The organism is Methylobacterium sp. A52T (assembly GCF_053346095.1).
Map to the genome: position 1 here is coordinate 1 of NZ_JBKFBI010000054.1, position 12628 is coordinate 12628.

The 12628-nt window shown below is 59.0% G+C and carries 10 protein-coding genes and 2 pseudogenes; 2 read left to right on the forward strand and 10 right to left on the reverse strand.

Annotated features, from left to right (window positions below; all coding sequences use genetic code 11):
* A pseudogene (locus ACLBYE_RS14905) lies at window positions 1–107 on the forward strand (IS5/IS1182 family transposase); the annotation flags it as partial.
* A 217-nt stretch (window positions 108–324) separates the two neighbouring features.
* Window positions 325–1417 (forward strand): annotated as a pseudogene (locus ACLBYE_RS14910) (IS5 family transposase).
* Window positions 1418–1805: 388 nt separating this feature from the next.
* Here ACLBYE_RS14910 and ACLBYE_RS14915 read toward each other — a convergent pair.
* The 10 genes from ACLBYE_RS14915 to ACLBYE_RS14960 all read right to left on the reverse strand — a co-directional run bounded on the left by ACLBYE_RS14915 (window position 1806) and on the right by ACLBYE_RS14960 (window position 12584).
* The gene (locus ACLBYE_RS14915; protein ID WP_447694757.1) at window positions 1806–3305 is read right to left on the reverse strand and encodes a hypothetical protein; all 1500 of its coding nucleotides are present in this window, start codon (window positions 3303–3305) and stop codon (window positions 1806–1808) included.
* A gap of 205 nt (window positions 3306–3510) precedes the next feature.
* Entirely contained in the window at window positions 3511–5229 is a 1719-nt protein-coding gene (locus ACLBYE_RS14920; protein WP_447694758.1) for a glycosyltransferase family 2 protein, read from the reverse strand.
* Entirely contained in the window at window positions 5213–5692 is a 480-nt protein-coding gene (locus tag ACLBYE_RS14925; RefSeq protein WP_447694759.1) for a dTDP-4-dehydrorhamnose 3,5-epimerase family protein, read from the reverse strand. Before ACLBYE_RS14925 ends, ACLBYE_RS14920 begins: the two co-directional genes overlap by 17 nt.
* A 212-nt stretch (window positions 5693–5904) precedes the next feature.
* Complete coding sequence (locus tag ACLBYE_RS14930; RefSeq protein ID WP_447694760.1) at window positions 5905–7173, reverse strand: IS256 family transposase; 1269 nt, start codon at window positions 7171–7173, stop codon at window positions 5905–5907.
* Window positions 7174–7294: 121 nt separating this feature from the next.
* Window positions 7295–7684, reverse strand: a complete 390-nt coding sequence (locus tag ACLBYE_RS14935; protein WP_447694761.1) for an HNH endonuclease signature motif containing protein — start codon at window positions 7682–7684, stop codon at window positions 7295–7297.
* Window positions 7684–8127, reverse strand: a complete 444-nt coding sequence (locus tag ACLBYE_RS14940) for a hypothetical protein (RefSeq protein ID WP_447694762.1) — start codon at window positions 8125–8127, stop codon at window positions 7684–7686. The genes ACLBYE_RS14935 and ACLBYE_RS14940 overlap by 1 nt, the downstream gene beginning before the upstream one ends.
* A 701-nt stretch (window positions 8128–8828) precedes the next feature.
* Complete coding sequence (locus ACLBYE_RS14945) at window positions 8829–10022, reverse strand: DNA modification methylase (protein ID WP_447694763.1); 1194 nt, start codon at window positions 10020–10022, stop codon at window positions 8829–8831.
* A 324-nt stretch (window positions 10023–10346) separates the two neighbouring features.
* Window positions 10347–11432 (reverse strand): hypothetical protein, encoded by a 1086-nt coding sequence (locus ACLBYE_RS14950; protein ID WP_447694764.1) that lies wholly within the window; start codon window positions 11430–11432, stop codon window positions 10347–10349.
* A gap of 8 nt (window positions 11433–11440) precedes the next feature.
* A complete protein-coding gene (locus tag ACLBYE_RS14955) occupies window positions 11441–11818 on the reverse strand; it encodes a DUF5681 domain-containing protein (protein ID WP_447694765.1) in 378 nt (125 codons plus the stop codon).
* The gene (locus ACLBYE_RS14960) at window positions 11811–12584 is read right to left on the reverse strand and encodes a hypothetical protein (RefSeq protein WP_447694766.1); all 774 of its coding nucleotides are present in this window, start codon (window positions 12582–12584) and stop codon (window positions 11811–11813) included. The genes ACLBYE_RS14955 and ACLBYE_RS14960 overlap by 8 nt, the downstream gene beginning before the upstream one ends.
* Between the last annotated feature and the right edge of the window lie 44 nt (window positions 12585–12628).

The following is a 12628-nucleotide window of genomic DNA, read 5'->3' on the forward strand; positions in this document are numbered from 1 at the left end:
TCGGTCACCTCAAAAACTGGCGGCGCGTCGCGACCCGCTACGATCGCTTGGCCTGCAACTATCTGGCTGCCGTCGCGCTCGCTTCCTGTGTCATCGCATGGACCTGAATGAGTCCCCTACCTAGGCCGCCTTGTTGTGCGGCCTGTTGACCTGCAGCTTTCCGGTCTTGTGATCCGGCAGCGGTGCCGGCAGCCGTGCTGGGGACGCTCGGGTGGGCGGTGAGACTATCAGCCGACGTCACGTGAACAGCTGGACACCTCCAAAAACCTCGCGGTTTGAGGCAGTTCGTGGTGTGAAGGCCCCGGCGGTTTGCGAGGTTCTGCGATGCGAGGTCAGCCCGGGTTCTTCGACGTCGATGAGCGTCTGAAGGGTCTTTCGGCCAAGGGCGACGCGCTGGAGCGGCTGAGCCGCATGGTCGATTTCGAACTGTTCCGGGACGACCTCGCCTGTGCCGTGCCCCGCTCGGACGGGTCGAAGGGCGGTCGCCCACCGTTTGACCTCGTGTTCATGTTCAAGGTGCTGATCCTCCAGGCCAGCCACTCGCTCTCGAACGAGCGCACCGAGTTCCTGATCAAGGACAGGCTCTCGTTCATGCGCTTCCTCGGGCTCGGGCTGTCCGACCCGGTGCCGGATGCCAACACAATCTGGACCTTTCGCGAAGCGCTCACCCGGGCCCAGATCAAGAGCCAGCCGGCCATATAGGTGCTGTTTGGCGCCTACGAGACGGCCCTGCGGCACGCCGGCTTCCTGGCGATGGGCGGACAGATCGTCGACACGACCGTGGTCGCCGCACCCAAGCAGCGCAATACCGAAGCTGAGAAGGCAGAGCTGAAGGTTGGCCGCGTGCTCCATGACTGGAAGGCTCAGCCGGCCAAGCTCGCCCAAAAGGACCGCGACGCGCGCTGGACCAGCAAATGGTCGAAGGCCAAGCTGTCCGAGGACGGGGCGAAGCGCGTGGACATTGCTGTGCCGGCCTGCGGCTACAAGAACCACGTTGGCATCGACCGCCGCCATGGGCTGATCCGTACCTGGATGGCCACCGACGGGGCCCGGCACGACGGAGCGCAGTTGCCCGGCCTCCTGTAAGGCCAACACCGCCGGCGACGTCTGGGCCGACACCGCCTACCGCTCCAAGCAGAACGAGGCGCACCTGGCGGGCAACGGCTTCCGATCCCGCATTCATCGCAAGAAGCCGCCAGGTAAGCCGATGGCGAGGAACGTCGCCCACGCCAACGGTCGGAAGTCGAAGGTCCGCGCCGCTGTCGAGCACGTCTTCGCCCGTCAAAAGGGGCCGATAGGACTCGTCGTGCGCACCATGGGCTTGGCCCGAGCCGCCGTGAAAATCGGGCTAGCCAACCTCGTCTACAACATGAAACGGGCGGACTGTCTCAACGGCTCCCGAACGAGGACGGTCTGAGGACTAGGAGCGAGGCGATCCGGCCCGGATCGGGCTGGCGATGTAGCTCACGCCAGATCCACTATGCTCCCAAACTCCCAGCCCACCCTTCCAGAAGCTGCCGTCAGACCGGTTTTTGGAGGTGTCCAGCTGGTTGGCGTTCAGCCTGTGGCGGCGGGCAGCGAGCGAGACGGACTGGCCGCGTAGGTAAGTCCCCTCGAAGAGGCGCACCTTACGCCTGCGTGGTCCAGTCCCGAGGTCGCCGGACGGAAGTGATCACCTCGATGCGTTCGGCGCAGGGCGGCTCGTTAGAAATCACCATAGGGCCGGTCATAAGCACACAATTTCATGAGCGTGAGACCCTATCCGCTAATTTCCAAGGCTACGTCAGCGGGCGTGCATCCTCATTTCACGTCGGCCCAATTTCGACACTTTGAACTCTTCCTTCTACGTAGCCGAGAAGGGCAAAAGCGCAGAACGGACCGACATCTAAGTCAGACATAATCTGCCGTGCCTCACTTGAGCCTTCAACGAATCCGGAAAGGTCAATCTTTCGGGAAGGCCGTCGGCCCTCTCGATCGCCATGCAGTATGAAATGAGAAAGGGGACAGCTGATATTTTGAAGTCTGAATTCCAACGCAACATCATCATTGATCAATAGATATTCGACTGAGTTAAAATACTGAACCGGCTCAACGCCGCAAGATATCCCCACAGACAAATAATGCCAAAGCAGCGTGTTTTCTTTCTTCGGCGCGGAAAAAGCTCGGATTGATAGACCATTGAGCTTGTGTGCGCGCTCATAGTAATAGCTGGAAACAAAAAGCGCATTCGGATCGTACAGAAGAACTGATCCGAGTCTAACATAATGATCCAATGCATCGATACATTCGCCGCGGTCGACCATTGTCCTCACTTCGGGATAGCGAGACAGATAATATTTCTCATCGAATATCTCGTTGAAAGCCGCACTAATCTGTCCAGAGGAAAGAGAAATGACGGAAACCGTCGTAGGTTTTTCACGCGACAACCATTTATAATAACTACCCTCCGCAGTACTGTAGGGTTGAGGAAACGCCTTCTGCAATTGGGAATTCTTTCTATATATCCGGCGCGCTTCGGGAGTAATCATCTCTCCATTCTGATAAAAATCACCGCCGTAAGGAAACTTCTCGAGTGATCCCTGACCGCGAGCCGCTATATCATCCTCGTACGTGCGCTCGATTTCTGCAATCGCTCCAGACCCTGGAGCGAATATTTCACGAATCCTACGGTGCGTTCCAGCAGGACCAGTGCCTGAGAAATGATAAGTAAGTAGCGGAAATCCGTCAATGATGTACGGGTATTTGCCGCCGGGCTCAGCATAGCTTACGGTACGACCAAAAATATTCCAGCTGGCAACATCTAAGTTTGGTTGACGCAAAATGCGCACATTATCAAAAAGAGCTGGCACCAAGTCGCACCACCGTTGGTCGGTAAACAACCCATACTCCTTATCGTCATAGCAATATTTCTCCAATCTTGCATCCCACCATTCTGCGAAAGCAGTTGCATTGTTTCCAGCGCGAATTATAAGATGACCTAGATTATAAGTGCCGTGGGCCACAACCGATAATTCAGTCAACTGAATACCAATGTCCGTTTTTTCTGGCTTGGTGATATGCGGGACCAATCCAATCTCCGCGGCTCCTATATAGTCCGACATCGGGGAAAGTTCGCCGTAGACAACGACGTCGGGGTCCAGGTACAAATAAAGATCCGCTGAAAACTCGTGAAGGATTTTTGATAACGCGCGCCCTTTAACTGCGGTACAAATTTCCATGACATTATGCATAAAAACCCATGCTTCGGTAAATCCAAGATCTTTGGGTTGCCAAACATAGTCAAACGGCTCATCTGCCAGATGCAACCACGATGGTATGACATCGTTCAAACAGATTATGATAACGGCATCTGGATGATGCCGCTTTAGACTGTCAGCAAGAACCCTTGCTTTCGGAAGATAATTGATTGAGCAACTCGTGTATACGCAAAATTTCATTTTAAACAACTCCCAAACTCGATAGCAGATTGAGCTCGCATCGCACTACTGCGGATAACAATTTGCAATCATGCTAGGATCCATGCATTTTTATTATCGAACGAAGGTACTCGTTTTCCCGATTGAGACGCTCAATCTCTAGATTCATTTTCACAGCTTCCGGCCTCTTTTCAAATGTATGCGTGGTGTCGGTTAGTGGCTGAACATGTCGCGAGTGGCTAAATAGCGTCGACCAAGAAGCAGCGACTTTTGTCTGCTTATTGTATAATAAATCATAGACGTAATTCGAAATGTCGCGCGTCCACTCTGTTCGATCTTCGACAGTAACAGTATTGTCAGAATTGTCTCGGACTGAGATGTGAGATATAACTCGGGACAGATTTACAACTGGCGGCAATTTTTCGCTGCCGAGTAGAAGCAGGAAGAGAGTATAATCTTCGCTGAGGTCGTGCATAAACTCAAACTGAGCGAATCGATCACACAAGAAATTTCTGGGTATCACGGCGCCGCAAATTGGAAGGTGATTCACGCCGAAAAACAACCTCGGCCAATGGGAGCCAGGATAATTGTTCGCGACACTTGTTCTTGCCAAGACCGGAAATTCTTGATCGGTCAGGTCCCAGTGTTCCTTATGTACCGTGCAATCCCCGACTATAAAGGGTCTGGATCCACAAAAGAAAACGTCTTGGATTGCTCGAAATGCGAACAAATCGACGTAATCATCATCATCCATAAACCACACATAATCGCCGCTGGCTGCCTCCGCCCCGCCAATTAGATTAGCCACCCGACTGTACTCGGGCCGCCTATTCGAACATAATTTAATGATTAAATTTGGGAAGTCTCGAATCAGTGATCTTAAATGATCTTGCGCCTTCTGTTCCTCTATATCACTGGAAAGTATAATTTCGATCGGCAATGAATCTACTCTTGCTCGTGATATACTAGTCAGGAGACGCCGCAACAGGAATGTTCGCTTGAATTGCGTTCGAGTGACAATCGAAATTGTTGGCCTCTCGGCAAAGTTAATAAGGGCCTCCTCTACGGCTTGAGCAGATAGACGTGCCGCGGACGGGAGCGGACGTCCAATCTTATCGGTTTCGACTTGCCGCGCCGTAGCTATAATTCCGTCTAAAGTGGGCAACGTTTGGTCTGAGGTGAGAGGAGTTGGCAGCTGCTTGATCTGCTCAGCAACCGCCGACACATCCCGCTTAAGGAAATTTCCGTTTATTCCCGCTGCCAGAGAGGGAGTGAAGAAGCTAATTTTATTTTTACTCGCATATCCAAATATGATCATAGCGAGCTCAAAAGATTCATCAAACTCAATTCCGTTCTGTCGAATGTAATCTCTTGCGTCTCGAGCCGACACGACATACAACTCTGCCATAGAATCGATAATAGGGTAATAATTTGGATTAAATTTGATGAATGGATCTAAAGAACTGTAGTATGCACAATAATGTTCATTATTGATGCCAAGCCCCCCGCCGCTAAGAAGAGTAATCTGATCGGTATTGCCCTTAAGCTCGGCGAACATGTTTTCGATGCGCTGGCCGAGACTCTCATCCAAGATGAGTTTTTGATTTTTTGATATAAGTACCCATTCAGCCCTAGAATTTTTCAGAGTCTCATTGAGAATTTCTCCAAAAATGGCTGTATTGTGATGTTTGATATTTGCCGCGCCAGCAAAAAACTTATCTTCTGATGATCCCGCCGGCGGCAACGATGCCCGCGCTAAGATGCTCCAAAGACCTGGGAATCGCGAAGGATCCATTTCAAACGTCACAAACATTCTCTTCTCTCGACAGGCGAAATGGCCAAAAGGTCGTCTTTCCGGGTTCCGGCAGCGCCTCGTCGTGCCGGAAGATGGAATTCAACATGGATTGCCTGCCGACGATGTTGGTACGCACGAGGTAGTCTGGACCGATAGCCGAGCAGACACAGCTCTCGGTGGCCACTGCACCACTGCCTAATGCCGGAACTCCGTGTCGGCACTCTGTCGTGACTTCCCGAAGTGCGCACTGGATCATGTAGATCAGCTTGGACAGGATTCGGGTGGCGATCTGGGCATGCAGGTCGCGGATCGTGCTTTGGGGCGCTGAGTAGGAACTGGTGTCCGGTCTCAAGGTCGCGGTGATGCCCGCGCATGCAATAGCGCCGGCTCGGAACCCCTCCGAGAACCAGCCACGCACAGTGCCAGAGTGTTTCGGTACAATCCGCTTCACGTCTGGAATTTCAGTCTCAACGACGTCCATGCCAGCGTTCTCCCCGACGATCCTGTCGCGAACCGCTGCGGACCTCTCTGCTCAGGCCACTTCGGGCCGTACATCCGCCTCGCCGAACCCAACCTAGATGATGGGACAGCGTCTTCCGGTCGTTTACCGGCTGTGTCAAGGCGTGGCGGATGTGTGCTCCGTGCAATAGCAGTCAGGGAAGAGCTGTGCAGGATTATAGGTGACGAAGGCGGTTAGGCAACGCGGTGATCTGGGCTCGCGGCGACCTCGGTCCCGTCGCGTAAGATGACGCCGGCCACGACCTTCGGCAACTGGTTTTCGCCCTTCAGCCGGCGCCAGGTTTTCGACGCTGCCATGACCAGCTTGAACACCATCAGCTTGGCGGTCGTAGCCGAGAGTGCCCTTTTGGTCCGCACGGTCCGATGCCGCACTTTAGCGATCACGCTCTCGATCGGGTTCGAGCTGCGCAGGTGGTCCCGGTGCTCGGCCGGGAAGTCGTAGAACGACAGCAGCGCCTCCCGGTCCTTGGTCAGGCAGGCAGCGGCACGGGGGTACTTGGCCCCGTACTTCTCGATGAAGACGGCCAGCGCCACCTCGGCCGCCGCCCGGGTCGGCGCGCCGTGGATCTCGCGCAGGTCCGCCTTCATCGCCGGCTGGACGGACTTCGGCACCTTGTCGAGGACGTTGGCTTCCTTGTGAACCCAACACCGCTGGTGAGCGGTGCCGGGGAAGACCTCGTCCAGCGCCCGCCAGAAGCCGAGAGCGCCGTCGCCAACCGCGATCTCGGGCGCAATCGCCAGCCCGCGCCGCTTCACGTCGACGAGCAGTTCCCGCCAGCTCTGGGCACTCTCGCGCACGCCCACCTGGAAGCCGACGAGCTCCTTCCGACCTTCAGGCGTCGCCCCGATCAGCACGAGCATGCACGCGGCCTGCTCCTCCATCCGGGCCTGCGGGTAGACGCCGTCGGCCCAGACGTGGGCATAGCGGCGCGCGGAGAGATCGCGGCCCTGCCAGCGGGCATACTCGTCCGCCCAGGCCGCGGTCAGCCGGGCGATGACGGCCGGCGAGAGGTTCGGGGCGTCACGGCCCAGCAGCGCGGCCAGCGCGTCCTGGAAGTCGCCGGTCGAGACACCGCGAAGGTACAGGACCGGCAGCAGCGCATCCACGCTGCGGGTGCGCCGCGCCCACTTCGGCAGGAGCGTCGAGGTGAACCGGACCCGGTCCTCAGACCCGCTCGCACCGCGATCCTGCACGCGGACCCGCGCGACCGGCACCGGGCCGATGCCGGTCTGGATCGCCCGCTCCGGCCCGTGACCGTGCCGCACCAGCCGGGCCCGTCCATCCTGCAGTCGCAGATCCTGCATCGCACTCAAGAAGGCACCGGCCTCCAGCTCGACGGCTTGGGCAAGCAGGCGGCGGGCGCCGCTGCGTAGCACCTCGGTCAGGGGATCGTCGAGGTCTTCGGGATGACGAAGTCGGACGACGTTGGTCGGTGTCTCCATGGCGTATCGCTCTCGCCGAGAGGTTCTAGCAGCCTCGACACCCGCCTCGATACGCCGCCTTCAAACCTCCGTCGTCATCCAATCTCCGGCAGAACTCGGCCTACAACGTAGTCTGTCCCGCTTAATCGCCTTCCTCCTGTTGTTCGATGGGATGGCGCCGGACAAGGCGTCCGCCAATGAGACGCTTATATGAGCTCGCCTTGCCGCCTGGCAAAAGGCGGCGGTGCGGCTTTAGAATGCCCGCGTGCCGGTCGTGCATCCGCCGCACCCGCGCGATCACGCCGACATCGACTACCGTCTTGGCCGCGTGACAGGGGCGGCACAGCACCTGACAGTTTTCCAAAGAGGCATCCTCGGTCAGCGCGGCCGGGACGATGTGGTCGTAATGGAACCACCCGACCTGAAGCGCGCATGGACAGCGGCTGCCGTCCGTGAGCACACCCTCGCAGCGCCCGTCAGCTCGGGCGAGGGCGGCGCGCAACACCGCCTTGCTGAACTCACGCCGCGCCATCACGCCACCCCCACAGCGATGTCAGCGGTCGGTCCGCCCAGGTCAGCGGCGATCTCGGCGCGCTCAATCCGTGTCCTGGCCAACCGGTAGGCGTGCAGCTCGCGCGCGCCGAGCCCAGCACAGGCGGCGAGCCAGCCGAGGAAGCCAGGATCACCAGCCTCGCAGGCGCGGACTGCGGTGATCGAGGCGTGCCCTCGCTCATCACGAGCGACTGCGAGGATGACGGCCGCATGCTTGGCGACCAAGTCGGGGTCGTCGAGCGGTTGGACGACCAAAACGTAGCGCCGGCCGGAGCGCCCGCGCCAAACGCTCATGGCGAGAGCAGGCGCGCCGCGCGAACTAGCGTTCGTGCGCAGGCGCTCCTCACGAATTGGAGACCGGACAGCGCGGTCAGCCTTCAACTCGCGCAGGGCAGCCGCCCAGGAGATGGTGCGGTTCGACATGGCCACCCTCACGCGCTGAGCGGGAAGAGGGCGACACGCGGCTCGTTAAACGGCCGCGAGTGCAGATACGCGGTTGAGGGGGATCCAGCAGGGCCGGGCGCCGGCTGAGAAACCGCTGTGACCCAGGAGAGGGTCTGAATGTGGCCCTGAGTAGAAGGCATGCTGTGCTCCCAGTCGTCGGCGGGACCTGCCCCGCCACCAACCCGACCCCGCTTTCGGCCCGTGGGACCGGCGGGGTTGAGGCACGCATGCTGCTGTCCTCGGGCGTGCTGACACTCAGCGTCAGCCCGAGGGCACGAAGCAGCCCCTGCCACTGGTCACACCTGCTATGTCGCGCACAATCGGCTTGCAGCCACGAACATTCACCTCACGCAGGTGCGTAGTAATGAAAGCCAGACCAGCGTTCAGCAGCTTATATTTCCGACTCATCGGATCTGTCGCTCGGGCCCTGAGTGCATCGTCTGCGAGCATTGACGCTTCGTTGGCCGCCGTAGTCCAGTAAATATCGAAGTCAGACGTACTTTTTCGGCACAAATCTTACGTGTGCCTTTCGATAAACATCTCGCAACCGATTGTAATCGACAATGCGAACGGATCAGGCAGGGATATTCATGCGTCGAGGTCGTCAGCGATGGTGGCCTGCACTTCGACCTATGAGACCGTCACGATCCGAGGGCGATTTCGATAGGCTACCCCCCACATCATGGTGCGGGAACAATCCAATCCGCTTGGCCATGTTGCGATCTTTCAGCTTCACGGATGGCGCGACCGCCCGTTACGTCCTCGTACCGCCTTGCGATCAGGTCGACGTAACGCGGGTCGATCTCGACCCCGTAGCACCGTCGCCCCGCCCGCTCGGCCGCGATCAGCGTCGAGCCCGAGCCCAGGAATGGGTCGAGGACGACCTCATCTCGCCCCGTGAGATCGAGCAATGCGTCCGCGAGCAACGCGACCGGCTTGACCGTTGGATGATCCTGCAGGCCTTTCCGCGAGCTGGATCCGAGCGACGAGGCGCCGGGATAGCTCCAGAGGTTCGAGCGCCAGCGGCCGCCCCGGCCCAGGCCGACGTTGTTGACGTGCGCTTCTTCGCCCTTCTTGAATAGAGGGAGCAGTTCGTGCTGCGAGCGGTACAAGCTACCCATGCCGGCGTTCGTCTTCGCCCACACGATCAAGTTCAACGGCGACAGGACCAGCTCAGCCGCCGCATGTTGGACCACGTGCAGCCCACGCCAGTCGATGAAGGTACCGAACACGCCGCCCTCGACGAGGTAGGGCAAGGCGGTCCCGATCCACTCCAAGTTGAACGTCCGAAACTCCGCCTCACTCATCTCGCCGCTGGCCATCGCGAATTCGCGGTGGTCACCGCCCGTCACATGCCCGCGGATCGGCACATTGTACGGCTCATCGGTTAGAAGCAGGCGCGCGCGCTCCTCCCCCATGAGCTTGGCCAGCACGGCTGGATCGCGAGCATCCCCGCAGACTACCCGGTGCCGACCGAGCACGAACACGTCGCCCGGCCGCGCCACCGCTGCCGCGTCTGCCGACGGTGTCAACGGACCGGGCTCGACGGTATCGGGCTCATCGTCCAAGAAGACCTGGTCGATCTCGCAATCCGTGAAGCCGGTCATGTCGAGCGCGCCATCTTCGAGCGCGAGTTCCTCGAACTCCAGCTTCAGCTCGTCCAAATCCCATCCGCCGCGCTCTTGCAGCCGGTTGAGCGCCAGCCGCAGAGCGCGCTGCTCGCTTGGCGTGAGGTGGCCCGCGACGATGCAGGGAATGACGCTCAAACCCACGAGCTTGGCCGCCTCGACGCGCGCTACCCCGTCGAGGATGCCATCCTGCCCGTCGATCAGCACCGGATCGCAGAAGCCGAGGGCGCGGATGGAGGCGGCCACGCGTCCCACCTGGGCAATGTCGCGCTTACGTACCGCACGGGCCGGCGCCGTAAGTGACCCTGGTGAGCGCTGAACCAAGGTGAGGTTCGGAGCCAAGTCGTTGCGCACACGGCCTGCCGCAGGAGCGGGTCGGTCGAGGGCAGTCCGGCGCCGACGGCTCTTGCTATGAAGAGCGTCGACCAACAGGTCAGCGCTGCCCAACCGGTCTCGCGTCGCACGTCCCATGACCGCTCTCCCATTCGCGCGTTTCGCCGTCCGCCCATCAGGCGGTCTCCAAGCCTCCGGCCAACCAGACAGCCCGAGTTCCGAAAATCATCAGCAGCCCTACGCTTCCTGCCGGTGCCGATCGGCCTGGGCTTCAGCCACGAGCCGCTCCTGCTGGACGATCGCTCTCGCCTCCCATTCAGCGTCGCTGTAGGGCGCCTCACTCGCGTATGGCGGCGGTTGGCCGACGCCGAAGACCTCGAACAGGATGGTGTCGATCTCGCGGACCTTGCGGAATGCACCACCGACCGGCCTCCCGGACTGCGAGCCGAACGGCCGCGGCGCCCAGAACCAACCTACGCGCTCGAGTCCAGGCGCTTTGGATGGTTGCTGCAGGTACTGTGCCCAGAAATTGTAGGCGCCGATCTCGTGCAAGATTGCGATCAGAGTCTCCTTCCCCTCACGATCCGGCAGCAACGGCTCGCCCCTCTGCCGCAAGACGGTCCGCCGGTGATGAAGTCGCCATGCCTCGTTGTTGAGAGCGATAGCCGGCAGGACTACCTCGGCCCAAACCCCGCTTTTGCGGACGTGAGCTGTCAGATCATCATCGTGCACACGCTGCATGACCAGGACGATCGCGCCGCCGGCTTTATCGTTCAGGCGCGGCACGATCTCGGCATCGTACCAAGCGCTGACGACATTGCGCGCGGCCTCGTCCTGCGCCCGATGCGGCGCGATCGGATCGTCGATGATGATCAGGTCGGCCCCGCGCCCGATCAGACTCTGGCCAACAGCCCGATACAGTATGCCGCCGCCATGGGGCAAGATGATCTCGCCCGGTGTCACGGTCGGCCGCATATGCGGAAAAAGGACCCGACACCGCGGGGTACGCATCAACGAGACGACGCGGCGTTGCAGCTCCGCGGCCAAGGCACGCGTGCCGGCGACAACGATGATCTTGCGCGTCGGATCTCGGCCGAGGGCGAAGACCACCGTCGCGACCGAGGCGCAATGCGATTTGAGGCTGCTCGGTGGGGCGTTGAGGATCAGGCGAGTGGTGCCGCGATCGAGGCAGCCTTGCAGCGCATCAGCCATAACGTCGATGTGCCACGTGGTGCCGAGGTGGTCTTGCGGAGACAACTCGTGAAATGCTAGCTTCGTGAAAGAAGCCAGATCAGCGCGATAAAGACGTTCGTAAAGAGACATTGGTATCATCACGCTTTCGATTTATCATCGTCATCGAGCGGCAAAAGTGTGCCAGCAAGTTCAGTCATTATTTTATCGTCATAGGGCTTGATATCAAACGGATCTGGGCTGTCTCCTTCGCGCATAAGCCGAAACAACGCACCGCGAGCACGAGCATCACCATTTGCCGCAGCCTTGACGGTGTTCATCATGACTACCTCGCGTACGCTGATGCGAATTTTTCGACTATTCCGCATCACAGGGACGAGTTGATCAAGCTGCTGCTCTAACAGCGCATAGAAGCTTTTTAAACGACGCGGGCGTCCGCGACGATTACCGGACGTCCCAGGCTTGAATTGGGAATGGATCGGCGGCTTGCGGTAGCCCACTTTGTAATCATCACTCATGATCGCGATCCCGAACGCGGAATTGGGAGACGACATCACCCCAGTTTGCGGGCGGCTTAGATGGCTGACGCCCACGCTTGCGCACCGGTGCTTGCTGGATAAATTCGGTAATGCGGACGGCCAGCTCGGATAGCTCGATCACGAAGGCACCAAAGAGGCCGCCGGTCAGGTCATCAGAGAGGAAAGTTGCAAGTTTTTCCGGCCCATCGAAAATTTCGATATAATTGAGCCGCTCCCCTTCTTCGACCGATGATCCATAATATTGGACTGCGTGTTGCGTCGCCTCTACGCGCCGCAGTACGAGAAAGATTTTGAGTTGCTCGCGTCTCTCACTTGGTGACGATCTTAAATCGGACTCGTCAGGTTGGGTGGAGCTCGTGCGCCCCCACGTCTGAAGACTATGATTCGCTTTGCCGTAAGCGTCCCTGAGCTTGTCTTGAATCACAGCGATAAGCTCGACGACCTCTCCCTGCTTGCAGCCAAAACGGGTCAGCTCATGCGCCACAGCGAGGTTGAATACGCGGTAAGGCGTGTATCGAACCTCATGCCCAGTCCCCAATGGCAACGCGTCATAGAACGCCAGGGTGGATGTCGGCTGCCCACTTTGGCTGGCTCGGGCCTGAGAAACGTCCTCGTCGAGAAGCCGTCTCACGCTGGCAGCAAGACGCGAGGGGACCGTTTTGTCGAGGCGCAGCCGAGCTGTGTCCGACGCCCCGTACATGAGCGCGTAGATGAGCTGGATGGCTTGCTGGCGGGTCACGGTCATGAAGCTCCCATTTAGAGACGCCGATCGCAGCTTCAATAGCACCC

Bases quoted from the DNA above. Each gene is read 5' to 3' on its own strand.
- ACLBYE_RS14950 (WP_447694764.1), bottom strand. From the start codon at position 11,432: ATGTCTCTTTACGAACGTCTTTATCGCGCTGATCTGGCTTCTTTCACG.
- ACLBYE_RS14925 (WP_447694759.1), bottom strand. From the start codon at position 5,692: ATGGACGTCGTTGAGACTGAAATTCCAGACGTGAAGCGGATTGTACCG.
- ACLBYE_RS14955 (WP_447694765.1), bottom strand. From the start codon at position 11,818: ATGAGTGATGATTACAAAGTGGGCTACCGCAAGCCGCCGATCCATTCC.
- ACLBYE_RS14940 (WP_447694762.1), bottom strand. From the start codon at position 8,127: ATGTCGAACCGCACCATCTCCTGGGCGGCTGCCCTGCGCGAGTTGAAG.
- ACLBYE_RS14960 (WP_447694766.1), bottom strand. From the start codon at position 12,584: ATGACCGTGACCCGCCAGCAAGCCATCCAGCTCATCTACGCGCTCATG.
- ACLBYE_RS14920 (WP_447694758.1), bottom strand. From the start codon at position 5,229: ATGTTTGTGACGTTTGAAATGGATCCTTCGCGATTCCCAGGTCTTTGG.
- ACLBYE_RS14935 (WP_447694761.1), bottom strand. From the start codon at position 7,684: ATGGCGCGGCGTGAGTTCAGCAAGGCGGTGTTGCGCGCCGCCCTCGCC.
- ACLBYE_RS14930 (WP_447694760.1), bottom strand. From the start codon at position 7,173: ATGGAGACACCGACCAACGTCGTCCGACTTCGTCATCCCGAAGACCTC.